General features: G+C 59.6%; 22 protein-coding genes and 1 pseudogene. 10 read left to right on the forward strand and 13 right to left on the reverse strand.

The features are described 5' to 3' along the window. Window positions 1-22 precede the first annotated feature (22 nt). Window positions 23-517 (forward strand): glutathione peroxidase, encoded by a 495-nt coding sequence (locus AC1D0O_RS15260; protein WP_477654355.1) that lies wholly within the window; start codon window positions 23-25, stop codon window positions 515-517. Window positions 518-530: 13 nt separating this feature from the next. On the opposite strand, the gene AC1D0O_RS15265 is transcribed toward AC1D0O_RS15260, so the two are convergent. Beyond that, window positions 531-1,226, reverse strand: a complete 696-nt coding sequence (locus tag AC1D0O_RS15265) for a helix-turn-helix transcriptional regulator (protein ID WP_477654356.1) — start codon at window positions 1,224-1,226, stop codon at window positions 531-533. Between the two features lie 190 nt (window positions 1,227-1,416). Between AC1D0O_RS15265 and AC1D0O_RS15270 the strand changes: the two genes are divergently transcribed. The 6 genes from AC1D0O_RS15270 to AC1D0O_RS15295 all read left to right on the forward strand — a co-directional run bounded on the left by AC1D0O_RS15270 (window position 1,417) and on the right by AC1D0O_RS15295 (window position 5,187). After that, window positions 1,417-1,797 (forward strand): hypothetical protein, encoded by a 381-nt coding sequence (locus AC1D0O_RS15270; RefSeq protein ID WP_477654357.1) that lies wholly within the window; start codon window positions 1,417-1,419, stop codon window positions 1,795-1,797. Between the two features lie 559 nt (window positions 1,798-2,356). Continuing rightward, window positions 2,357-3,019 carry a penicillin-insensitive murein endopeptidase gene (locus tag AC1D0O_RS15275; RefSeq protein ID WP_477654358.1) on the forward strand — a complete coding sequence of 221 codons (663 nt, stop codon included), beginning with the start codon at window positions 2,357-2,359 and terminating at the stop codon, window positions 3,017-3,019. A gap of 57 nt (window positions 3,020-3,076) precedes the next feature. Further along, entirely contained in the window at window positions 3,077-3,655 is a 579-nt protein-coding gene (locus tag AC1D0O_RS15280) for a GNAT family N-acetyltransferase (protein ID WP_477654359.1), read from the forward strand. 7 nt (window positions 3,656-3,662) lie between these two features. Further along, window positions 3,663-4,013, forward strand: coding sequence for a hypothetical protein (locus tag AC1D0O_RS15285; RefSeq protein WP_477654360.1), 351 nt, complete (start codon window positions 3,663-3,665; stop codon window positions 4,011-4,013). 50 nt (window positions 4,014-4,063) lie between these two features. Beyond that, window positions 4,064-4,648 carry a helix-turn-helix domain-containing protein gene (locus AC1D0O_RS15290; RefSeq protein ID WP_477654361.1) on the forward strand — a complete coding sequence of 195 codons (585 nt, stop codon included), beginning with the start codon at window positions 4,064-4,066 and terminating at the stop codon, window positions 4,646-4,648. Window positions 4,649-4,653: 5 nt separating this feature from the next. Then, a complete protein-coding gene (locus AC1D0O_RS15295) occupies window positions 4,654-5,187 on the forward strand; it encodes an N-acetyltransferase family protein (protein WP_477654362.1) in 534 nt (177 codons plus the stop codon). A gap of 4 nt (window positions 5,188-5,191) precedes the next feature. On the opposite strand, the gene AC1D0O_RS15300 is transcribed toward AC1D0O_RS15295, so the two are convergent. From AC1D0O_RS15300 to glnK, 8 genes are all read right to left on the reverse strand, one after another. Next, window positions 5,192-5,701, reverse strand: a complete 510-nt coding sequence (locus tag AC1D0O_RS15300; RefSeq protein ID WP_477654363.1) for an EVE domain-containing protein — start codon at window positions 5,699-5,701, stop codon at window positions 5,192-5,194. A gap of 6 nt (window positions 5,702-5,707) precedes the next feature. Beyond that, window positions 5,708-6,082, reverse strand: coding sequence for a VOC family protein (locus tag AC1D0O_RS15305; protein ID WP_477654364.1), 375 nt, complete (start codon window positions 6,080-6,082; stop codon window positions 5,708-5,710). Between the two features lie 80 nt (window positions 6,083-6,162). After that, window positions 6,163-7,392 carry a glycolate oxidase subunit GlcF gene (gene glcF / locus AC1D0O_RS15310; protein WP_477654365.1) on the reverse strand — a complete coding sequence of 410 codons (1,230 nt, stop codon included), beginning with the start codon at window positions 7,390-7,392 and terminating at the stop codon, window positions 6,163-6,165. Window positions 7,393-7,396: 4 nt separating this feature from the next. Further along, a complete protein-coding gene (locus AC1D0O_RS15315; protein WP_477654366.1) occupies window positions 7,397-8,173 on the reverse strand; it encodes a YoaK family protein in 777 nt (258 codons plus the stop codon). Between the two features lie 8 nt (window positions 8,174-8,181). Next, entirely contained in the window at window positions 8,182-9,267 is a 1,086-nt protein-coding gene (gene glcE / locus AC1D0O_RS15320) for a glycolate oxidase subunit GlcE (RefSeq protein ID WP_477654367.1), read from the reverse strand. An 86-nt stretch (window positions 9,268-9,353) separates the two neighbouring features. Further along, window positions 9,354-10,280 (reverse strand): SMP-30/gluconolactonase/LRE family protein, encoded by a 927-nt coding sequence (locus AC1D0O_RS15325; RefSeq protein ID WP_477654368.1) that lies wholly within the window; start codon window positions 10,278-10,280, stop codon window positions 9,354-9,356. Window positions 10,281-10,444: 164 nt separating this feature from the next. Next, window positions 10,445-11,992, reverse strand: coding sequence for an ammonium transporter (locus tag AC1D0O_RS15330; RefSeq protein WP_477654369.1), 1,548 nt, complete (start codon window positions 11,990-11,992; stop codon window positions 10,445-10,447). A 32-nt stretch (window positions 11,993-12,024) separates the two neighbouring features. Next, a complete protein-coding gene (gene glnK / locus AC1D0O_RS15335) occupies window positions 12,025-12,363 on the reverse strand; it encodes a P-II family nitrogen regulator (RefSeq protein ID WP_007873831.1) in 339 nt (112 codons plus the stop codon). 310 nt (window positions 12,364-12,673) lie between these two features. Between glnK and AC1D0O_RS15340 the strand changes: the two are divergent. Further along, window positions 12,674-12,901, forward strand: a pseudogene (locus AC1D0O_RS15340) (magnesium chelatase domain-containing protein); the annotation flags it as partial. A gap of 114 nt (window positions 12,902-13,015) precedes the next feature. Here the strand turns inward: AC1D0O_RS15340 and gmtX are convergent. The 3 genes from gmtX to gmtY all read right to left on the reverse strand — a co-directional run bounded on the left by gmtX (window position 13,016) and on the right by gmtY (window position 18,319). Further along, a complete protein-coding gene (gene gmtX / locus AC1D0O_RS15345; RefSeq protein WP_477654370.1) occupies window positions 13,016-13,654 on the reverse strand; it encodes a gamma-mobile-trio protein GmtX in 639 nt (212 codons plus the stop codon). Then, window positions 13,638-16,679, reverse strand: coding sequence for a gamma-mobile-trio integrase GmtZ (gene gmtZ / locus AC1D0O_RS15350; protein WP_477654371.1), 3,042 nt, complete (start codon window positions 16,677-16,679; stop codon window positions 13,638-13,640). Before gmtZ ends, gmtX begins: the two co-directional genes overlap by 17 nt. A 221-nt stretch (window positions 16,680-16,900) precedes the next feature. Further along, on the reverse strand, window positions 16,901-18,319 hold the full coding sequence (gene gmtY, locus AC1D0O_RS15355) for a gamma-mobile-trio recombinase GmtY (protein ID WP_477654372.1): 1,419 nt from the start codon (window positions 18,317-18,319) through the stop codon (window positions 16,901-16,903). A 477-nt stretch (window positions 18,320-18,796) separates the two neighbouring features. On the opposite strand from gmtY, the gene AC1D0O_RS15360 reads away from it, so the two are divergent. Continuing rightward, on the forward strand, window positions 18,797-19,228 hold the full coding sequence (locus tag AC1D0O_RS15360) for a helix-turn-helix domain-containing protein (protein WP_477654373.1): 432 nt from the start codon (window positions 18,797-18,799) through the stop codon (window positions 19,226-19,228). A 29-nt stretch (window positions 19,229-19,257) separates the two neighbouring features. Here the strand turns inward: AC1D0O_RS15360 and AC1D0O_RS15365 are convergent, their stop codons facing one another. After that, window positions 19,258-20,085, reverse strand: coding sequence for a restriction endonuclease (locus tag AC1D0O_RS15365; protein ID WP_477654374.1), 828 nt, complete (start codon window positions 20,083-20,085; stop codon window positions 19,258-19,260). A 136-nt stretch (window positions 20,086-20,221) separates the two neighbouring features. Here AC1D0O_RS15365 and AC1D0O_RS15370 point away from each other — a divergent pair, with 136 nt between their 5' ends. Continuing rightward, a complete protein-coding gene (locus tag AC1D0O_RS15370; protein ID WP_477654375.1) occupies window positions 20,222-21,391 on the forward strand; it encodes a GIY-YIG nuclease family protein in 1,170 nt (389 codons plus the stop codon). Window positions 21,392-21,397 lie beyond the last annotated feature (6 nt).

The following is a 21,397-nucleotide window of genomic DNA, read 5'->3' on the forward strand; positions in this document are numbered from 1 at the left end:
GCCGATTCAACAGGAGACAACCATGAGCACAGCAAAAACGGTTTACGACTTCCAGGCCAAAGACATCACCGGCAAAGACGTCCCGTTGGAGTCTTTCAAGGGCAAGGTCATGCTCATCGTCAACACCGCCAGCAAATGCGGCTTCACGCCGCAGTTCGCGGGGCTGGAAGAGCTGTACAAACAATACTCCGGCAAAGGCCTGGCGGTCCTGGGTTTTCCCAGCAACCAGTTTCTCTCGCAAGACCCCGGCAGCGACGACCAGATCGCCGAGTTCTGCCAGGTCAACTACGGCGTGAGTTTCCCCATGATGTCCAAGATCGACGTCAACGGCCCCGCCGCCCACCCGCTGTACCAGTGGCTGTCGGCCGAGGCGCCCGGCCTGCTTGGCATCAAGGCCATCAAATGGAACTTCACCAAGTTCCTGGTCGGCAAGGACGGGAAAGTCATAAGGCGTTATGCGCCCAGCGACAAGCCATCAGATCTGGGTAAAGACATCGAGGCCGCGCTCGCCGCTTAAGGCGCTTGGCGAATCAGGCCGGCTTGGTGTTGGCCTTCTTCACCGAGCGCAGGTAATCCGCCAGCGTGCGGCCGGCCTCATGGCCCACGCGCTCGTCCAGTACGTCGACCTCGGCCATGCGGTCCACGCGAAAGCTGCGAAAGTCCTGCCGGGCTTCACACCACGCGCCCAGCGTCCAGACACTGCCCCAATAAAAGCAGCCCAGCGGCCAGAGCACGCGCCGGCTTTCCCGCCCTGCCCCATCAAGGTAGCGCACATCCACCTTGCATCGCGCATGCACCGCCTCGCGTAAGCGCTGCAGGCTGCGCTGCGTGGCCTCATCGGGGTTGATCACCACCGCATACAGCGGCACGCCTTCGGCCGCCGTACGCGCCGCGGGCGGCAGCACCGAAAAAATCTTGCCCCAGGCGGCCTCCGCATCACCCGCCATGGCCGGGTCCAGCCAGGCCTGCGCCAGGCGCACCGAAGCGGCCAGCGCATTGGCCTCCTTTTGCGTGAACATCAGCGGCGGCAAATCAAAACCCGCGCCCAGCCGGTAACCCACACCGGCCTCGCCCTCGATAGGCACGCCTTGGTGCTGCAGATCGGCCACGTCGCGGTAAATCGTGCGCTCGGACACCTCCAACCGTTTGGCGAGGAATTCAGCGGTGCTCAGGCGGCGGCCGCGGATCAGCTGGACGAGGTGGAAGAGGCGGTCGGCGCGGCGCATGGTGGGCTGGGTGATGTGAAAGTTTGCAGCTTACCGCGTCGCCGTGCACGGCTATAGTGCAGGCACTATTGCACGCGCATGGCCCTGCGACAAGCTGATGAGGACATCGCGGAAAAAAGAGGCATTTGGGAGATTGATATGTCTGGGTTAAATCGCCGGTTTTGCGGTCTAAATAACGTTAGGTCTCAGGATGGCTGCTGAATTTCAATGGGACACACTCGACTTCCTGGAGCTTCTTGGGTGCGCGCCGGAGGTCGATGACGAATATGGCATCTCCTCCGAATACGTCGTTCAACGAGGCGCGCTTCGGCTGACGATCACCATCTGGCCATTGGACCTGGAAGTTCAGCTGAGCATGCACATGGCCAGCCAAGACGAAGCTCTCATTCACCTCAGGCTCATCGGCACACCCGGAGCAAGGGTCGTGAACGACAAGAGAGGAAAGTTCATAGAGTTCGCTGCAGCAAACCTTTTTTCAGGACGCTTCGACCTCACAACTCCCGCCCCTTACGGCTTCCGGGTCTGGGCTGACCCATACTTCAAAGTCGAGCCGTACGCGTATGAGACCTAACCCCCCCATCAAGGGGGGCGCTTCCACGGCCCACTGCTTACGTCAAACCTTAGAACGCAAGTGACGAATACAGCCTGTCCCAACTGTCAAACCCGCTCGCTCGGTCCGTTGTCCCGCTTAAGTGTCTGGTGGACGCGGCCGGTTACCTGCCCTCATTGCGCGGCTCTATTGATCCCTGTACCGTCGGCCTGGCGGTGGAGCTTGTACGGGCTGATAGTCTTCGCACCATCGAAGGTCCTGGACATGCTTTCTCTTCATGGCTATCTCAGCACGGCTATTGCCTTTGGGACTGCTTTTGGCTTTCTCTACCTAGTTCTCGCTTCCTGGCCATTGCAGGTGACGTCAACCGGGCTTGTCTCGCGCAATCGGCGAATCGCGCTTGCTATCGTTGGTGTCATCTTTGTGTTGGGACTTTTCGGGCATGCGTTCTAACAATGGCAAGGCCTCAACCTTTTGGGCTTTGCGCTCTTGCGGGTACAAGATGACGCACAACCCTTCCATCCGGAGGACTCTTCATCTCATTGGTACTACGACAAAACTCGCATCGCTAGTCGCCGTAGTGACGATCGCCCTGTCCGCCCAAGCTGTTGCAGCCGATAGCCAATGCTTCGGCACGGTCAGCAAGGGCCGCATCGAAGGCAGCGTCAAGCTACCCGCCAGCGGCCCCAACTTCACGGCCTACAGCAGCCTGGCGGCCACGGCAGGCCGCACGCATGTGCATGCCAAGGTCGCGGACATCGTCATCGCATCCTATGCCGCGCTAAACGCGGCAAGCCCTTCCACCATTTATGTCTACGGCGAGACAGGCTGGCCTTCGGGTGGACGTTTCCGGCCGCACCGCACGCATCAGAACGGCCTGTCCGTGGACTTCTTTGTGCCGGTCCGCGATGCGCGGGGAGCGTCCGTTCCCTTGCCGACCAGCATCGGCAACCGCTTTGGCTACGACCTTGAATTCAACGCCGATGCCCGGTACGGCGAGTACAGCATCGACTTCCCCGCGATCGCCGAGCACCTGTACCAATTGGACCTGGCCGCGAAGGCGCGTGGCGTCGGCATCGCCCTGGTCATTCTTGATGCACCATTTTTGCCTCGACTGTTCGCCACGCCGCACGGCGCCTACCTGAAGCAGAACCTGAACTTCATGAAAGGCAAGCCCTGGATCCGGCATGACGAGCACTACCACGTGGACTTCGCCGTCCCCTGCAAAGCCAACACGGGCTAGCGCTTGCGGCTGGCGGCGCTTTGGCTATAGTGCCTCTACCGGTTCACCCTCAGCCCCATGAAGCTCACCGTCCGCCCCCTCACGCCCGAGCGCTGGCCCGATCTTGAAGCGCTGTTTTCGGCCAAAGGCTGTTCGGTGGCGCGCGGCTGCTGGTGCATGTATTACCGGCGCAGCGGCGCACGCGAACCGCTACCTGCGGGCACCACGGCTGCCCAGGCCAATCGCGCAGACCTCAAGAAACTCACCCACGGCGACACTCCGCCCGGCCTGATCGGCTATCGCGGCAAGGTCCCGGTCGGCTGGGTGTCGCTGGGGCCGCGTGAAGACTACGCCAAGCTCAAGCGCTCACCGGTGATGAAACCGGTTGACGAGCAGCCCGTCTGGTCTGTCATCTGTTTTGTCGTGCCATCTGAATATCGCGGCCAGGGTGTCGCGCGGGCACTGCTGGAAGGGGCCATCACCTACGCCAAAAAGCAGGGTGCCACGCTGCTCGAGGCCTATCCCGTGGACAAACCCGGCCGCTCCCATGACGACGCCATGTGGTTCGGCGCCAAATCCATGTACGACGACGCCGGCTTCCAGGAGGTCGCGCGCCGCAAGCCGCAGCGGCCTGTCGTGCGGCTCAAGCCTGTCTGAGTCCTGTATGGCCTATAGCTACCTTTTCTTCGAACCCGCGCGGTTGCCGCTGACCCCGGAGGAACTCAACGACAGCACGGTGCGCCCGCTGGACGATGCTGTCGCGGTGCGGGCCGCACTCTCGCGCATGCTTCCCGCGATCGCCTGGGATGATGACGAGCAGACCGGCCGCATGCAGGCCGACGAAGGCTGGATCGAATTCCAGTTGCCGGCCTCGGAGGACACCTTGAGCATGCGCTGCTCGCTGCGGGCCGACTATTCGGCCCTGGTGCAAAGTCTGTGCGACCAGTCAGGCTGGCTGGCATTCGACGAGCAGCCCATGTGTTTTCAGCCCGGCCAGCCGCCCATGCCTGCCTAACGATCAGGCGCTGGACACAGTCTCCAATATGGTGGAAAATAAATTCCACCATGACAGAACCCTCCTCCGACCTTAACCAGCGCATCGCCGAGCGCGTGCGCGAGCTGCGCGCCGCCAAAAGCCTGTCGCTCGACGCGCTGGCCGCCAGAAGCGGCGTGAGCCGCTCCATGATTTCGCTGATCGAGCGTGGCGAGAGCAGCCCCACAGCCGTGGTGCTGGAGCGGCTGGCCACCGGCCTGGGCGTGATGCTGGCGTCGCTGTTTGACGCGCCCACCGCCCAGGCGCCCGCCAGCCCGGTGGCGCGCCACGCGGAGCAGCTGCAGTGGCAAGACCCGGCTTCGGGCTACCTTCGGCGCAACATCTCACCGCCCGGCGTGCCGCAGCCCATGCAGATCGTTGAAGTGCATTTCCCGCCGGGCGGGCGGGTGGCCTTTGAAACCGGCGCGCGCGATGCGCGTGTGCACCAGCAGGTCTGGGTGCTCGAAGGCGCCATCGACATCACGCTGGGCGACGCGCGCCACGCGCTGCGCGAGGGCGACTGCCTGGCCATGCAGCTGGACCGCCCCACGATGTTCCACAACCCCACGCGAAAGCCCGCGCGCTATGCGGTGGTGATCGCCACCGAACCGGCTTGAACACCATGATGAACAGCACACCCTGGTCGCTGCGGCGCCTGCCCGCCGTCACTGACACCCAGATCGCCGGACTCGCCGATGTGCTCATCGATTGCGTCGAAGGCGACGCCTCGGTGAGTTTTATGCACCCGCTGTCGCACGAACGCGCCGTGGCATTCTGGCGCGGCGTGGCGCAGGGTGTGGCTGCGGGCGAGCGCGCGCTGCTGGTCGCCGAGGACGCCCAAGGCATTTGCGGCACGGTGCAGCTGGTGCTGGCCCAGGCCGAGAACCAGCCGCACCGCGCCGACCTAGCCAAGATGCTGGTGCACCGCCGCTGCCGGCGCCAGGGCCTGGGCGAGGCCTTGATGCGCACCGCCGAAAGCATGGCGCGGGACTGCGGCAAGACGCTGCTGGTGCTGGACACGGTGACCGGCGACAACGGCGAACGCCTGTACCAGCGCCTGGGCTGGCAGCGCGTGGGCGTGATTCCCGGCTACGCGCTGTTGCCGCGCGGCGGGCTGGTGGGCACGACGGTGTTCTACCGCGAACTGGCCTGGTAGTTACCTACAAGTCCGGGAACAGCGCCATGGGGCGCGGAGGCGCGACTGTGGCTGTGCCAGCTCCCTCAAAGCCCAGCGCCGCCAGGTCGGCCCGCATGGCCCTGGCGACCAGGCGCATGTCGTGCTCGCTGACCTCGAACAGGCCGAAACGGAACTTGTAGCCCCAGTGCTGGCGGTTTTCCACAAACTCGAACTCGTCAAGCCAGGGCAGTATGGACACCTCGCGAGTGGCCACATAAGCCACGTCGCGGCGGAAGGGCACAAAGCCGCCGCCCATGTCCAAGGCATAGGGCTCGCCGGCCTGCACCACGCCGATGGAAACAAAGCGCTGGAATTTGTCTTTGCCGCCCATGGTCAGCGCGGGCGAATAATAGGCCACGCGGTCTCCGGCCAGCACCTTTTTCAGCGGCCCACACTTGCCGTGGCACACCTGCATGTAGCCGGCACCCGGCGTCTCGCAGCCACGCCGCGCATGCTCGGCGCTCGCAACGGCGATCCAGTTCTTGCGGCCCATCACGGCTCAGGCCAGCGCGTGCAGGCCGACGCGGTTGCCGTCCAGGTCGGTGATGTGCGCAAAGAATCCCAGGCCGGGCGGCAGCGCCTGGCGCGGCAAGGCAATCTTGCCGCCGGCCTTGACGGCGCGTGCCAGGGCGGCATCCAGCGAAGGCGAGGCATCGAGGTAGATCAAGGTGCCGCCGGACGCCGGCGCAGGCGCTGTGGGGCCGGCCAGGATCGCGCCACCCACGCCCTCCTCAGCGTCATAGGGAAACACCGCGCCTTGGGACGGGCCCATGGGCTCGCGGCGCATCTTGCACTCGAGCACGACTTCGTAAAAGGCCTGGGCCTTGTTCAATTCGGTGCTGGGGATTTCAAACCAGCTGATAGCGTTTTTCATTAGAGGCTCCTTAGTGATGAAGCCTCGATGATGCGGACCTGCTACTGACAACGTCATGTCAGTAGCCTTGTCCGGAATCGTTACCGGGTCAGCGCCTCATCCAGCACTTCGACCCAATGCCGCACCGGCGTCGCCGTACCGCTTTGCAGGTGCGTAATGCAACCGATATTGGCGGAGATGATGGTCTCGGGCGCCGAGACGTGCAGGTTGCCGAGCTTGCGGTCGCGCAGCTGGTAGGCGATGTCCGGGTTGAGCACCGAGTAGGTGCCGGCCGAGCCGCAGCACAGGTGCGATTCGGCGGCGGCCAGCGTCACCGTGAAACCCAGCGCGCCCATCAACGTCTCGACCCCGCCGCGCAACTGCTGGCCGTGCTGCAGGGTGCAGGGCGGGTGGAACACCAGCGCGCCGGCCTGGGCCTTGACCTTGCCCTGCAGCTCACCGACCAGTTCGGGCATCAGTTCGCTGAGGTCGCGCGTGAGTTCGCTGATGCGCGCGGCCTTGCCGGCGTAGGCCGGGTCGTCCTTGAGCATGTGGCCGTATTCCTTGACGGTGACGCCGCAGCCCGAGGCGTTCATGACAATGGCTTCCACGCCGCCACCTTCAGAGATATGCGGCCACCAGGCGTCGATGTTGCGCCGCATCTGGTCCTTGCCGCCTTCGTGGTCGTTGAGGTGAAACTTCACCGCGCCGCAGCATCCGGCCTTGGGCGCCAGCACGGTTTCTATGCCGGCCGCGTCCAGCACACGCGCGGTCGCGGCATTGATGTTGGGCATCATGGCCGGCTGCACGCAGCCTTCCAGCATCAGCATCTTGCGCGCATGCGTGCGCCGCGGCCAGGCGCCGGCGTCCTGCTTTGGCGGCACTTTGTTCTTGAGGGCCGCGGGCAGCAGGCCGCGCACGGCCTGGCCGGCTTTCATGGCGGGCGCGAACAGCGGCGAAGGCAGGCCTTCCTTCAGCGCCCAGCGCAATGCCTTCTCGCCGGCGGGGCGTGGCACGCGCTCGTCGACCAGCTTGCGGCCTATGTCGACCAGGTGGCCGTATTCGACGCCGCTGGGGCAGGTCGATTCGCAGTTGCGGCAGGTCAGGCAGCGGTCCAGGTGCAGCTGCGTTTTGCGTGTGGGCGCTTCGCCTTCGAGCACCTGCTTGATCAGGTAGATGCGGCCGCGCGGGCCGTCGAGCTCATCGCCCAGCAGCTGGTAGGTCGGGCAGGTCGCGGTGCAAAAGCCGCAGTGCACGCATTTGCGCAAGATGGCTTCGGCTTCGCGGCCTTCGGCGCTGTTCTTGAATTCGGGGGCGAGATGGGTTTGCATAAAGTCAGGGCGCCTCTTTCAGGGCCACGGCAAGGGCCTTGCGCCGGGCGGCGCGCCGGAAGTCCGCATACAGGGGCGGCAAGGACAAGGCCAGCAGCATGAGCGCCAGCGGCACAACCCAGACAAAGCCGACGTACTTGAACCCGGCCGCGCCGACCACACCGCCGGTGACGAACATCGCCAGCAGGGTACCGAAAAGCCGCAGCTTGATGCGGTTGGCGCGCACACGCGACTCGGGCGGGCTGCCGGTGCGGTTCCAGTAAAACATCTTGCCGAACTCGATGCCCAGGTCGGTGATCACGCCGGTCATGTGGGTGGTGCGGATCTGCGAGGAAGAGATTTTGCTGACCAGGGCGTTCTGCAGGCCCATGGTGAAGGCCAGCACCAGCACGGTCAGCGGCACGGCAAACGGGGTCTGGCGGTTCAGCGTCGCGCCCAGCAGCCCGAACAACAGCATCAGCACGGCTTCCAGCAGCAGAGGCAAGGCGTATTCGCTGCGCAGATGATGCTGGCGCGCCCAGTTCACCAGCACGGCCGTCACGGCGGCGCCGGTGACAAAGGCCAGCAGTGCGCCGACGGCGCCCAGTGCCAATGTCATATGGCCCAGGACAAGGTTGTCGGCCAGCAGGGAGGCAAATCCCGTCATGTGCGAGGTGTACATGCCGACCACCAGAAAGCCGCCCGCATTGATGGCGCCGGCGTTAAAGGCCAGCAAGCCACCCAGCAGGCGATTGATGGAGGGTGTCCGGTGCTGCCCGGTCAAGTGGCGAAGGCGTCGCATGTCCTGCCCTACCAGTCCGCGTACAGGCGGCCGGGGTTGAAAATCCCTGCGGGGTCGAACTGCTTCTTGAGTTCGCGGTGTATGCGGTCCAGCGGCGGTTTGAGCGGGGAGAACACCGGCACAGATTTGCCGGCCGAGCGGAACAGCGTGGCGTGGCCATGGGCCTGGGCCGCCGCCTGGCGGACCAGCGCCGCGTCGCTGTCGGGCCGCTTGAGCCAGCGCTGCGCGCCGCCCCATTCCACCAAGGTCTCGCCGAGATCAAGCGGCGGCGCGGTGTCGGGCAGGCTGAGCCGCCACAACGATTCGTCGCCTTGCAAAGCAAAGAAGGGCTGGGCCTGCTCACGCAAGGCCATCCAATGGCGGGCCGCGTCACTGTCCAGAACTTCCCCGCCCATGGAGGTTTGCGCGGCGGCGACAGCCGCTTTCGCCCCGCGCAGCCGCACCCACAGCCGCCCGCCCCGCCAGCAGGAGGCGTTGACGGGCAAGGGCATGGCGCCCCAGCGATTGAGTTGTTGCAAGGCGGCGGCTTCATCCATGTCGAAGACCAGTGTGGCTTCCATGGGCGCAACAGGCAATACCTTGAGGGACACCTCGAGCAAGACGCCCAGCGTGCCCAGCGAGCCGGCCATCAGGCGCGAGACGTCGTAGCCGGCCACGTTCTTCATGACCTGGCCGCCGAAAACCAGGCGCTCGCCCTTGCCGTTGAGCAGCACCACGCCCAGCATGTAGTCGCGCACGGCGCCCGCGCTGGCGCGGGCCGGGCCGCTCAGGCCGCTGGCGACCATGCCGCCCACGGTGGCTTTGGCTTGTGCGCCGTCGAAATGCGGCGGCTCGAAAGGCAGGCACTGCCCTTGCGCGGCCAGCAGGGCTTCAAGTTCGGCCAGCGGGGTCCCGGCGCGCGCGGTGACCACAAGCTCGCTGGGTTCATAACTGGTGACGCCCTTGTGCGGCCGGATGTCGAGGATGTCGCCTGCCAGGGCCTGGCCGTAAAAGTCCTTGCTGCCGCCGCCGCGCAGGCACAGCGGTGTGCGCGCGGCAGCGGCGGCGCGCACGCGCTCGGCCAGCGCGGCGCTGATGTCGTTATCTGGAGCCATGGCCACGATGGTAAGCGGCGGCCGCAGGTGGCGGTTTGATTTTTTTKAACGCGGCTTGTTCGGATTTTTCGGCCGCCGGCAGGGAATCAGTCCTGGAAGAAGTTCACGGGCAGGCCGGGAACGTCGACCTGCATGGAAAACACGCAGCCCGAATCGGGAAAGTCCTGCAATTCCTGCGCGGGCCGGTTGTAGCGCGCGGTGGTGAGGTACAGGGTCTTGAGGTCGTCGCCGCCGAAGCAGGGCATGGTGGGGCAGCGCGCTGGCACGGCAATCTCGGCCAGCAACGTACCGGCGGGGGACAGCTTGAGTACCCGCCCGCCTTCAAACATGGCGACGTAGTAATTGCCCTCGGCATCGACCGCCGCGCCGTCGGGCCGGCCGCCGTAGCCGGCCATGCCGGGCAACCAGCCTTCGGGCTTGCCGGGCCACTGCGCGAACACGCGGGGCTGCGTCATCGCGTTGCTGGCGCTGTCCCAATTCCAGGCTCGGATGATGTGGCGCGGCGTATCGGACCAGTAGACGGTGGCGGCATCGGGCGACCAGGCCAGGCCGTTGGCGATGACGGCGTCACCGGCCTTGCGCTCGAGCATCGGCGCGCGGCCGCCGCGGCAGTCCAGCGAGAACAGCGCGGCCGTGGCTTTGTCGCGCGGCTCGTACATGGTGCCGGCCCAGAAGCGGCCCAGCGGGTCGGCCTTGCCGTCATTGAAGCGCGTGGTCGCCGTGTCGTGGTCGGCTTGCATCAGCTGACGCAGTTCGCCGCCCCATTCCCTGGCGCGGTAGATGCCGTCGCGCAGCGCGACCACCAGGCCGCTGTTGCTGCCCTTCGTGCGCGCTGGCGCGATGCTGCCGGGCTCCGAGGGCATGGCCCAGCTCTCGACCGTGCCCATAAAAACGTTGCAGCGGTGGATCTGCCGGCCGGGGATGTCGATCCAGTAGAGCATCTGCTCGTCGGGATGCCAGAACGGCGACTCGCCGAGCCCGCTGGGCGGTGCAACAAGGGTTTGCCAGGTCATGACGGTGCCTTCGTTTTGTGTGAACAGCCGCCACTTTAACGCCCCAAAAAAAACAGCCCACCGGCTTGCGCCGGCGGGCTGAACATCCAAAGGAGACTCTCAGTAAAAATTCAATATCGGAAGGAACAAGGCTGCCCCTGAGGGCTGCCCTGACCGCCGCATCATCAGCGGTTGTAAGCCGTTTCGCCGTGGGACGTGATGTCCAGGCCTTCGCGCTCGTCTTCTTCGCTGACACGCAGGCCGATGGTCAGGTCAACCACCTTGTAGGCGATGAAGGAGACCACACCGGACCAGACGATGGTGATCAGCACAGCCTTGGCCTGGATCCAGACCTGGCCGGCGATGGTGTAAGCGTCAGGCGTCACGGCCGTGGCGGTGACCCAGTCGCCCACAAAGCTCGGGCCGCCCAGGGCCGGCGAGTTGAACACGCCGGTCAGCAGCGCGCCCAGGATACCGCCCACGCCGTGCACGCCGAACACGTCCAGCGAGTCGTCGGCGCCCAGCAGCTTCTTCAGGCCGTTCACGCCCCAGAGGCAGGCGAAGCCGGCGACCAGGCCGATGATCAGGCCGCCGCCGATGCCGACGTTGCCGGCTGCGGGGGTGATGGCCACCAGGCCGGCGACGGCGCCGGATGCAGCGCCCAGCATGGAGGCCTTGCCGCGCATCAGCGCTTCACCGACGCACCAGGCCAGCACGGCGGCTGCCGTTGCACCGAGGGTGTTGATGAAGGCCAGGGCGGCGAAACCGTTGGCTTCCAGGGCGGAGCCGGCGTTGAAGCCGAACCAGCCGACCCACAGCAGTGCGGCGCCGACCATGGTCAGGGTCAGGCTGTGAGGCGCCATGGCTTCCTTGCCGTAGCCGATGCGTTTGCCGATGCAGAAGGCGCCGACCAGGCCGGCGACAGCGGCGTTGATGTGCACCACGGTGCCGCCCGCGAAGTCCAGGGCGCCCATTTGCCAGATGTAGCCGCCCTTGGCGCTCATGGCGTCGGCGACTTCCTTGCCGGTGTAGGCGTCAGGGCCCATCCAGAACCAGACCATGTGGGCAATCGGTGCGTAGCTGAAGGTGAACCAGATGGCCATGAACAGCAGCACGGCGGAGAACTTGATGCGTTCGGCGAAGGCGCCGACGATCAGCGCGCAGGTGATACCGGCGAAGGTGGCCTGGAAGGCGGCGAACACGATCTCGGGGATCACGACACCCTTGCTGAAGGTCGCGCCGTTGGCGAAGGTGCCCGCGACGTTGTCCCAGATGCCCTTCATGAAGAGCCGGTCGAAGCCGCCAAAGAAGGCGTTGCCTTCAGTGAAAGCCAGGCTGTAGCCGTAGATGAACCACAGCACGACGATCATCGAGAAGGTCACCATGACCTGCATCAACACCGACAGCATGTTCTTGCTGCGGACCAGGCCGCCGTAGAACAGCGCCAGGCCGGGCACGGTCATCATGATGACCAGCAGCGTGGAAACCATCATCCAGGCGGTGTCGCCTTTGTTGGGAACGGGTGCGGGCGCGGAGGCCGCTGCGGCGGCTGCCGGAGCTGCGGCTGCCGGGGCGGCCGCAGCCGCGGCTGCGGGCGCTGCAGGCGCCGCGGCTTCAGCCGGTTTGGCTTCCGCGGCCGAGGCGGCGGGCGCGGCTGCCGGGGCTTGGGCCATCACGGCGCCGGTTGTGAGCAGGCTCAGTCCCAGTACAAGGGAGGCAAGTAGTTTTTTCATGTCTATGTTCTCTTTATATTTGGGTTGAGCGCTTACAGCGCTTCCTTGCCGGTTTCACCGGTGCGGATGCGCACGACCTGCTCGAGGTTGTAGACGAAGACCTTGCCGTCGCCGATCTTGCCGGTGCGGGCGGCGCCCTCCACCGCCTCGATCACGCGGTCAACCAGGTCGTCGGACACAGCCGCCTCGATCTTGACCTTGGGCAGGAAGTCGACGACATATTCCGCGCCGCGGTACAGCTCGGTGTGTCCCTTCTGGCGCCCGAAGCCCTTGACTTCAGTCACGGTGATGCCTTGCACGCCAATGCCGGACAGCGCCTCGCGCACTTCGTCCAGCTTGAACGGTTTGATGATGGCCGTTACGAGTTTCATTTCAGGTTTCCTCCAAGGATGAATAAGGAAGCGGCCCCTCGGTGCACCGCCCCGGCTGCTCTACAGGTTTTCTGGGCGCATGAAGATCGGAGCGCTCCGGTTCAGGGATTCCGAGGGTTGCCACAACAGGTCTTCAGATTCCGCAGGGTTCAATAGCACGTACCGTGCCAAAGCAGCCGGCCTTATGGACCGTAAGCCCGCCTGTTTTTCCACCCGAGGCATTGGGCGTTCTAGAATCCAGGCAAACAATGAGCACCAAATTGGGGCGCATGTCGCGCACAACTTTGGGGCAAAACAGGGGAGTTGCTTCATGAGCTTGTCTTTAGTGCACAGCCGCGCCTTGTTGGGGCTGGAGGCGCGGCCGGTCTGCGTCGAGGTCCACCTGGCCAACGGCCTGCCCAGCTTCACGCTGGTCGGCCTGGCGGAAACCGAGGTCAAGGAGGCCCGGGAGCGCGTGCGCTCGGCCATCCAGAACACCGGCCTGGAGTTTCCGGCCAATAAGAGAATCACCGTCAACCTCGCACCGGCCGACCTGCCCAATTGTGCTCTTGACCCCAATACTTCCATCGATCACCCAAAAAAGTGCGCTCTCTAGAGGCAAAGTGCTCTAGGCAACTATGAAAAGTAGCTATGTATAGTGCCTCGTCAGAAATTACGACTTTTGGCCTAATATCTTCTTGATCGCGGTGACGTAGCCGTGCCAATAGACCAGACGCCCCGAACTCGCGTTCACTTCTCCCCTTGAACCCTCGGACCATCCTTGATCCGTGAAAAATTTAGGAGATATGGCTCTTTTTAGAGCCTCCCGTTCTGATTCAGTAAAAACTGAAGCCGTCTGGGGTTGCGGTAGGGATTGAGGCGCCTCGCGCCGGTCAAGTGTTAATTGGGTGGCAGACTTCAGCAAGTTAAGTTCAGCTCGGAGGCGATCTCGTTCACTGATAACTCCCTGGACCAGTCCTCTAGCTGCTGGATCGTCAATTCGCAGAAGAAAAGCGTCCGTCGTGCGAACTTCTATGTGCTTCGGCTTCAAGCCGGATTGTTCGCACCACTCCTGCCACGCGGCGATTAACGCCCAGTAATCCGCAGAAGATGCGTTGTATAGCGCGCGGTACGAAATACCGCCCCGAACCTCAGATAACTTACCAATCGTCGCTTGGCTGAAATCGCGACTGGTTTTAGCTTGGACCTCACAAACCTCGTACAGCAATCGGAGGTTTTTTATGCGCTCTGGCCGAGGTTTCCGTGCAAGCAGTCGCTCCAAAACAGTTTTGGGATCAATTTTTGGAGGCATCGGTGACTCGCCTTAAGGTAGTCAATTGAACAGTTTTGTGACTCAAAGATGCTGCAAGTACCTCGCCAACGTTGACCCCAAGAAGAGTCGAAAGTTTGATTTTTCCATCTATGGCTGCGACGACAGCTTCGCGGCCTTGGTGCCAGGACTGCGGATTACAAATGTGCGCCAAGTTGCGTATAAATTCATTCCCGACCCTAAGCTGTTCCTCTTTGCCGAGAGTGAGGAACACTGGAGGAATATTCTCTCCGAGAAGAGCGGCATCAAGCAGTTGGCCGCGATGAATAACCGCCGCGTCTTCGCTAGCATGATCGGGATACAGTTCAACCGTTTCACACACTATGCATAGTTGAAGAAGCTCAGAGTCTGTGTCTTGAATTGCAACTTCAAAGTCTCCGATGCTCCCCCCAAGAACCAGTGCTGCCGAAGATCCCTCGTGTCGCTGGTTAAGTACATCTCTGCACCGCTGAATCAGGCGCCAGCAGGCTGCAAAATCGTCGATGCGATCGCTAAAACGTGCGGCAGCAGACTCTAAGCGCCTCTCCGTATCGGATATCTCAGAAGCCTTTTCAAAAGGCCACCCATTCGATTCGGCATCTACTCGCTCAGCAAGCAGATCAGCAAGAAGTCGTTCGAGCTTTGCGCAGCTATTTCTAGCCTCGTCTAGGTGATAGGCAATGACATTTCCATGAGCAACGAGCGCTGCAAGATGCTGAGGAGCAGTGACGAACCACCGGCAACGAATGCAATTACGGCACCCACCTGGCACGGGTGCATAGGTCGAGCTACCCCCAGCATTCCTCACGCTTGGGCCGCCGTTATAGCAGCCACCAATACCATTGTTCTCTTCCAAGGGACTAGTATTGCCACCCACTAAACAGGCACCATGATGAAAGAGCATCCATCCCGCAGGATTTCGTGCCGCCGGGTGCTCTGGGATAGCGACACCGAGCGCGGCCTCGTTGTTACAGATTGCCTGACGCAATAAATCTTGATACTCGGTGTGACGCAAGAAATCTATGATGCTGCGCTGCTTGTTCTCTTCCATCCTTGCTGTCGCAGCGTCAATTTCCGTCTGAATCTTCAAGCCATTGATTTTTGTGTAGTAGAGGGTCATCAGCAACCGGCTGTGACCTACTAGTTTCTGCAGAATGAGAAAAGGCAAATCACCGTCTACTGCTAACGCGGTGATGATTGATACTCGTAAGCTATGCAGCGGGAAATGGGTTCTCTTCACATTTTTCCGTATGAGTCGCGCCCCCTCACTACTCTCTTCGCTTGCAAATGAATCATGCAAGTACACCAGAGTGATTGGACTGCCATCGGCGTGAGATTCCCCGCGCTTGGCCAAACGGTCCTGAAACGCACGAAGCAGGTAGTACCACGGTACCTCGAGTATGAAAGACGCGGGTGGAAGGTGGCGCGCATCGTCCTTGGCCTCTGCAAGCCTGAATAAGAAACAAGCGTCCGGATATGTTGCTAGTTGCACTGCACTCTTCGGGTGCAGATGTCGCCCAGGGACGAGTTCAGTCCAAGGCGCTCTACGGCTCACCGGGTTGTATTTTTCTTGCCAGTTTCGTAGCTTTTCAAGCCAATAATAGATATCCGAGGCCATTGACCCTAACGTTACCCAAGGCATGATGTAGCCCTTTGCTGCTCCACTCTTGTTCAAATCATTTGTCTTGTTGGTATTTATGTAGAGTTGCGCAATATGTTTCGAATCCACACGTGCTGACGTGTTGGAATACAAACGGCGAAATACGCCTTGCTCAAGCGGCTTTCGTTCAGTTCCCTCTTTTAGTTTGTTGGTATTGATATCCCACTGGCCATTTGAATATCTCCAAGTGTCAGCCTCTCCCGAGTCCAACATACGCACCTGGAATGTCCGTAGTGGAAGGATGAGCTTGGTAAGCAATCCCACCCAGCGTACGGGTGACCACATCTCCAACGCTGCCGTATCCGTGTTGCGCTTTCGGATTCTCCAAACACAATCCGGATCTGAATAATCGATTTGCTCTTCGGTGACTGAAAACCAATCAGTGCCATCAGAACCTCTATGTCGAGTTAGCGGATTCTTGGTGAAAAAGCTTTGCGCCAGTTTCCAATCCCTAAAATGGGGACCTTCAGCAAGCATATTGCGCAACTCATCGATATACCCATAGGGAAGCGGTGAGTACACGCTCTCCTCTCGCAAGTCTCTAAAGCCCCCAATACGGGGAATTGGGTTGTGAAAGGCTGGGCTTACGACGGGTCGACCATAGTCATCTTCGATACTGAATTCTTCGATAAGAAGCCATTGCAAAAATTCGTGAACTACATTGTTCAGACCACGCCCGTAGTTGGATCGCGAACAACACAAGTCGAAGAAGCTTGGCAGGACGAGGTCACGCGAAAGAAACTTAGCAGGGGTAACGAGTCCCATCTGCGCTTTCACTGGGCCCAGTAAATAGTCCCTGAAGAAATTTCGAATGGCATGAAGACGTAGGCCCATACTCGACAGGCATCCGCTGAGCCATATCAAAGCGTGACCGCGCCACACCTCTAGCTCTGGGTGATTTCTTGCAACCCATTCAAGGCGAGTATCTGCGTGATCGGTCGTAGTACGTTTTACTTTAGAAACAGCGCCGTTCCTTTTGGCCTCTTGGAGCCAACAGGAAACAGTCGTCCTGCCAATCTTCAACTCTCGGGCGGCTTTGTTCGACCCAACTTTCAGTGCAAGCTCAACTGCAACTTCGCGCTGCTCCGCCGTATACGTCGTGAAGCGTTTTGGGCGGACCCTGCCTGAATCGCCGCGGTTAGCCGTCCAAATAGCTCTCACCTTGCCCACGCTGATGCCGGACTGCTCGGCTGCAAGGTGAACATTGCCGCCGCTCTCTCTCAAAAGATCTAACGCTCGAGATTTTTGCTCGGCGGTATATTTTGGATTTGTCTTGCTGGCACCAAATGTCTTTAGGTGCCACTTTGCCAAAACAGTTGTAGGAATATCCAGCTCTACAGCTGCGGCGCCAGTACCGACTTCTGACATTCGTTGCAACGCCTTTGTCTTTTCCTCTGCGGAGTATCGCTGCCTCACGCGCGTAGGTAAACCGACTCCCGCTTTACGGCACCACACCCTGACGGAGGATTCGGACAGCCCCAGTCTGATCGACGCGGACAATGCTCCGATTTCGCTAGCTAAGCTCACAGCCTCTTTTCTAAGCTCGGGCGTGAATGATCTATAGTTCCTGTCGACCATACGCCTGCGCTCTATAGCGCGTCCACTTCAGAACTGAGTTGAGAGATCCATAGTGGAGCTCTCTGGGAGGCCAAGCGTTCAGCTGCTTCAGTCAGCTCACTTTGAATCTTCGCACGCGAAGGTTGTGTGTAGACTTCCTGACTTTGAAGCGAAGCGTGATGCATCATTCGCCGGCGAATTTCGGGCTTAATTTCTGCTTCAACCAGCCTTTGACCATACGCATGTCGGTGCCCGTGAGGCGTAGTTCCCATCGCCTTAGAAACTTCCAATCCGATGCGCTTGCACGCTCGCGCGTGGGCTTTATTGAACTCTCCCAGCTTGTAAGGACTGCCGATTAGTCCTGCTTGCATATTGATGAAAGCAAACGGATGCTGGCGTTCCAAATGAACGATTTGTTCCAAATACCGTCGCCACAGTTTTAAGAATAGCTCACCGATTTGCGGTGTAAACCAATAACTACGAAAAAATAGGCTCTCGAAGTCCTGCTCATGTGCGCCCCCTTTCCATCCGGCATGAGTAGTGCCCAGTACCTGATCGCGGGGGATTAAATTCCAACGTCCCTGAAGATATGTAGCTCGATTGGGTGGTTTCTGCTCTAGAACTGTTTTCACCTGACTCGGTGCAGCTCCTCTCGAGGGATGGTGGATAAATACCAGAGCCCTCTCTCTGTTTGCAGGATCCGCGACGACGTCGGACGTATATAAGTGAAATGGCTCCGACTCCCGAAAGCCAGCGCCATTTAACAAAAGCGTAATGAGCATGTTGCGGTAGTCATACCGCGAGCCCACCTTGAAGCCTATGAGCAGCAGGTCCACCAGGCGATCTTCTGGGAACGCAGGGGGATCGGAAGGTTCGGTGGAAGGTGGCCGCTCCGGACGTATCGCCCGTGATGCCGGTTCTTCTTCCCGGATTGCCCAGGTATGACCGAGGAATGCCCTGTCCCGCCGATACTGATAAGCGCATGCATCGATTAAACGGTCGCAACTACTTGCAGTGGTTCTCGGGTTTAATTTATTCCCAGTCCCCAGGTACTCGAAGAATTCCGACAGAAGTTGAATGGCGTAGCTGGCCACCTGGTAGCTTGCAGGTCGCCAGCACAAACTACTGCGGTCTACTCCGCCTTCGAATGTGCCGGTGTAGAGCCGCTGCGAGAATCCACGAAATAGCGCACGTTTATCAACGTCAGTCGGATGTACAGATGCGTATTGAAGGAAGAGCTTGACTGCCCTGACGAGTTTATTCATCCAGGCGAAACTTCTGACATGCGACTGATCTATGCAGTATTGCAGCAGCGGTTCAAGCACGCCATAAGGCGTCAGTAAAACAGGGATTTCAGTGAAAACTCCCGTCTGATCGGTCAGGACCTTTGCGCGCACTTTCGTAAGTGCTATTGGCTGACCGGCACACTGGGTGAGAGAGGAAATTTCCATTTTGCACGCCTAAGTGGGGTGTCAATACTAGGCGGCTGGCGCCTATTGTCAAGTCGCTATGTCACTCTAAAAATGACATTCCACAGAGGCGGTAGACGAACGCGGGCCTTAATCGTGCGAGCATTGGGTTTTTATGGGTAACCTGTAAAACGTGCGAGATCAAGGCATAGCCACGTCGGCATCTTGAGCGATGTACGATGACCTTGAAAAAGGAACTTTTAACACCCAAGAACTAGAGGGTTTATGCCGAACGGACATTTTCTATACGACCAATGTGAAGTCGCAACGGTTGCCAACACTCAGGCCACAATACCGGCGGGAAGGCATCTCACGATGGACCAGAGTACTGGCGTATCGATAAGACCTCCAGGTCGGATTATTGACATTAGCCACGCTGAATTCCAGCGTCTGAAGGATCAAGGATTGGTGCGCGACTAAGCGAGCTACTCCAGCCTCTCTAAAAACATGAAAGTCGACATGAACATTGCTGTTGCTCTGAAGTCAGAAATTACACGAATCGCTCGCAAGGAGCTCAGAGGCGAAAGCTTGGCGCTGAAGAAGGCGTCGTCACAGTACCGATCAGATATAGCAGCCCTAAAACGCCGGGTTCTAGAGCTTGAAAGGTTGCTGTCTCGTATGTCTAAAGGTGTTTCACAAAAGGCTAATCCATCGGAGGTCGAGGGCGGCGAATCAGGTTTGCGCTTTAGAGCCGATGGGTTCGCGACTTTGAGGAGGCGCTTTGGCTTTTCTGCGAACGAGATGGGAGCGCTGCTCGGCGTTTCCGGACAGTCGGTATACAAATGGGAGCAGGGGAAGGCGAGGCCTAGAGCCTCACAGCTGCCAGCTATTGCGGTCGCCAGAAAGTTGAGTAAGAAAGAAGCTCTCGCAAAGCTCGAGACGTTGGCATAGCAGTCGCATGCAGGTGATTCGCGGCGAAGTTATGCCTCCGGATGTGGCTCGGCCATACCTCCAGGAACAAACTTTGTGACGGTGCCATCGTCATTCAGATAGCAAGAGGTGTTCTGAAGTACATCCTCCACAATCGCCTTCTGCGTTTCGTTGACGCTAAATTCCATTGTGCTCACATCTCTGAAGATGTGGACCTGGTACTCAATTTCCTCGACCTCGATCAAACCGATCTCTGTAAGATCAAAGATGCCGGGTTTGACTAGAGTGAACTTCCCCTCGCTTTGTGCTTTATCTTTGAAAAGCTGTCTAAAGGTGATCTTCGGATTCCCTCCCTCATCGAAGAACTGCGTGTTCGGATCCCAGCTTGTGAGCAGACTAAAGCTCTGAAGTCCGAGTGCGACTAGGCACTTTGATGCTTGTGCCTTGTTGTAGCGAATTGAAGTTATATCTGTCGATGGAGCGGTGATGTGCGACGTTATTGCGACTGTCTTAAGCAGGTGATTTACTAAAAGAAGACGGACGCCTTTCGACTTGGCAAATAGAAGAGCGCCTTCTTGAAACCCTACTGTCGTGGCAAAGATTCCCGTGGCATTTCCAATGTCGTCCAGGATGGCTGCAAAAGCAGCAATGTGAGATTTTTTTACCTTGGCACTGTAGTGTTTGCATTCGATGCAGGTTTTGTAAGTAACGCCTGCAAGGCGAAATTCCCAATACACGTCGACTTGATGACTTGCTCCGCTGCGCCCGATGATCTTAACGTTGTGCCTCACATCGATGGAATCCACCCCATCGGCGACTAGCAGACCTTCATGAATCTGCTTTACTAAATTTTCGTAGGCGGTAGAAATAGTTGTCATATGCCGTGAAGTTAGAGCTATTCTGCTTGTTATTTTGAATGTGGGAGCTGAATGCAGCGTTGCACGCCCTCAGCTCGACTGTTGCTGCAAGCTCTTCAATCCGGAACAATCGCTGAAATGAAGAACGGTCTCAGTTATGACAAAGATTCTTGATAAGGAAGCCTTCCGTCGATTCACCCCGAAGGAGATGCACGAGCACATCAAGGACTTTGATGACTACCTCTCTCATTTAAAAGAGAAGGATGCATCAGTCAAAAACTTAATTGAGAATCCTTTTGCTCTGTTTCCCGCTCAAGAAGTCTTTCCCATCGTACACGTCACCGCATTACGCAACGCGGGTCGGTGGCACTACTTTAGTAGCGGTCGCAGTTCGGTTTACAAGCGGAGGGAAGGCCATCGCTTTGTGAGTCAAGATGGCGGCGACAGCCTGGAAGGAATGCAGCCCCTTCTGCGGCTTGAGGTCGTGTCAGATCCTTCCTTGGTAGCTGCGTTTGACGTCAGCAGTGCAAAGAAATTGCTTGGATCAAACGAGAGCGATAGCAGGACCGAGATGGAGCGACTCAGCGAAATTGCAAAAACTACCCTGCATCCAGCCGTGGTGTTCTCGGCACCGTTAGCCATAATGAAGAATGGAACGGCGGAGCGATTTAGGCTTCACCGGTTCACGCTGTATCAGCATATCCTAGGCGATGGATTTGAATATCCGGATGATGGCCTGTTCTATATAGGTATCACTTCACGTGAATGGAAACGCCGCTGGGCGGAGCATAGGGCTGCGATTATGCGCGGCTCACGATTAAAGTTTCATCGAGCCTATGGCGATCGTCTTCTCCAAAAGCGCCTTACGTTTGTTCATCACAAAGTCATGGGCGTGTTCACGGCGCTAGACCAAGTACAGGATTTGGAGGAGGCCATCGTCGCGGGTCACTGGGACGACGCTCGGCTACTTAATATGATCCCAGGAGGTAAAGCAGGCATAAAGTACCTGCATGAACATGTGATGCTGGCACGCAAGGCAGCATCAATGCCTGAGCATGTCGAGGCGGCGCTGGAGGGCTGGTTGCGGCATCATCCGCGCAAGGGTTTGCCGGCACCTTGGGTGGCAAAAAATTGGGAAGACGAGGACTTTGCTCTCAAAATCATTTGTGGCCCCGAAGGGCGACTTAGCATTGATCAAGTCCTGCAAATCAGAGTTCTGGCTGAAGGGGGTTTAACCGCAGCGGCTATTTCGGTGCAGATTGGTGCAAAGAATGTGCTTCAGGTTCAGCGCGTGATGGGCGGAACGACTTACGGCCGCGTTAGGTAACTAACG

This window comes from Polaromonas sp. P1_F2 (assembly GCF_056405735.1).

Bases quoted from the DNA above. Each gene is read 5' to 3' on its own strand.
- AC1D0O_RS15260 (WP_477654355.1), top strand. From the start codon at position 23: ATGAGCACAGCAAAAACGGTTTACGACTTCCAGGCCAAAGACATCACC.
- AC1D0O_RS15265 (WP_477654356.1), bottom strand. From the start codon at position 1,226: ATGCGCCGCGCCGACCGCCTCTTCCACCTCGTCCAGCTGATCCGCGGC.
- AC1D0O_RS15270 (WP_477654357.1), top strand. From the start codon at position 1,417: ATGGCTGCTGAATTTCAATGGGACACACTCGACTTCCTGGAGCTTCTT.
- AC1D0O_RS15280 (WP_477654359.1), top strand. From the start codon at position 3,077: ATGAAGCTCACCGTCCGCCCCCTCACGCCCGAGCGCTGGCCCGATCTT.
- AC1D0O_RS15285 (WP_477654360.1), top strand. From the start codon at position 3,663: ATGGCCTATAGCTACCTTTTCTTCGAACCCGCGCGGTTGCCGCTGACC.
- AC1D0O_RS15290 (WP_477654361.1), top strand. From the start codon at position 4,064: ATGACAGAACCCTCCTCCGACCTTAACCAGCGCATCGCCGAGCGCGTG.
- AC1D0O_RS15295 (WP_477654362.1), top strand. From the start codon at position 4,654: ATGATGAACAGCACACCCTGGTCGCTGCGGCGCCTGCCCGCCGTCACT.
- AC1D0O_RS15300 (WP_477654363.1), bottom strand. From the start codon at position 5,701: ATGGGCCGCAAGAACTGGATCGCCGTTGCGAGCGCCGAGCATGCGCGG.
- AC1D0O_RS15305 (WP_477654364.1), bottom strand. From the start codon at position 6,082: ATGAAAAACGCTATCAGCTGGTTTGAAATCCCCAGCACCGAATTGAAC.
- glcF (WP_477654365.1), bottom strand. From the start codon at position 7,392: ATGCAAACCCATCTCGCCCCCGAATTCAAGAACAGCGCCGAAGGCCGC.
- AC1D0O_RS15315 (WP_477654366.1), bottom strand. From the start codon at position 8,173: ATGCGACGCCTTCGCCACTTGACCGGGCAGCACCGGACACCCTCCATC.
- glcE (WP_477654367.1), bottom strand. From the start codon at position 9,267: ATGGCTCCAGATAACGACATCAGCGCCGCGCTGGCCGAGCGCGTGCGC.
- AC1D0O_RS15325 (WP_477654368.1), bottom strand. From the start codon at position 10,280: ATGACCTGGCAAACCCTTGTTGCACCGCCCAGCGGGCTCGGCGAGTCG.
- AC1D0O_RS15330 (WP_477654369.1), bottom strand. From the start codon at position 11,992: ATGAAAAAACTACTTGCCTCCCTTGTACTGGGACTGAGCCTGCTCACA.
- glnK (WP_007873831.1), bottom strand. From the start codon at position 12,363: ATGAAACTCGTAACGGCCATCATCAAACCGTTCAAGCTGGACGAAGTG.
- gmtX (WP_477654370.1), bottom strand. From the start codon at position 13,654: ATGCCTCCAAAAATTGATCCCAAAACTGTTTTGGAGCGACTGCTTGCA.
- gmtZ (WP_477654371.1), bottom strand. From the start codon at position 16,679: ATGTCAGAAGTCGGTACTGGCGCCGCAGCTGTAGAGCTGGATATTCCT.
- gmtY (WP_477654372.1), bottom strand. From the start codon at position 18,319: ATGGAAATTTCCTCTCTCACCCAGTGTGCCGGTCAGCCAATAGCACTT.
- AC1D0O_RS15360 (WP_477654373.1), top strand. From the start codon at position 18,797: ATGAACATTGCTGTTGCTCTGAAGTCAGAAATTACACGAATCGCTCGC.
- AC1D0O_RS15365 (WP_477654374.1), bottom strand. From the start codon at position 20,085: ATGACAACTATTTCTACCGCCTACGAAAATTTAGTAAAGCAGATTCAT.
- AC1D0O_RS15370 (WP_477654375.1), top strand. From the start codon at position 20,222: ATGACAAAGATTCTTGATAAGGAAGCCTTCCGTCGATTCACCCCGAAG.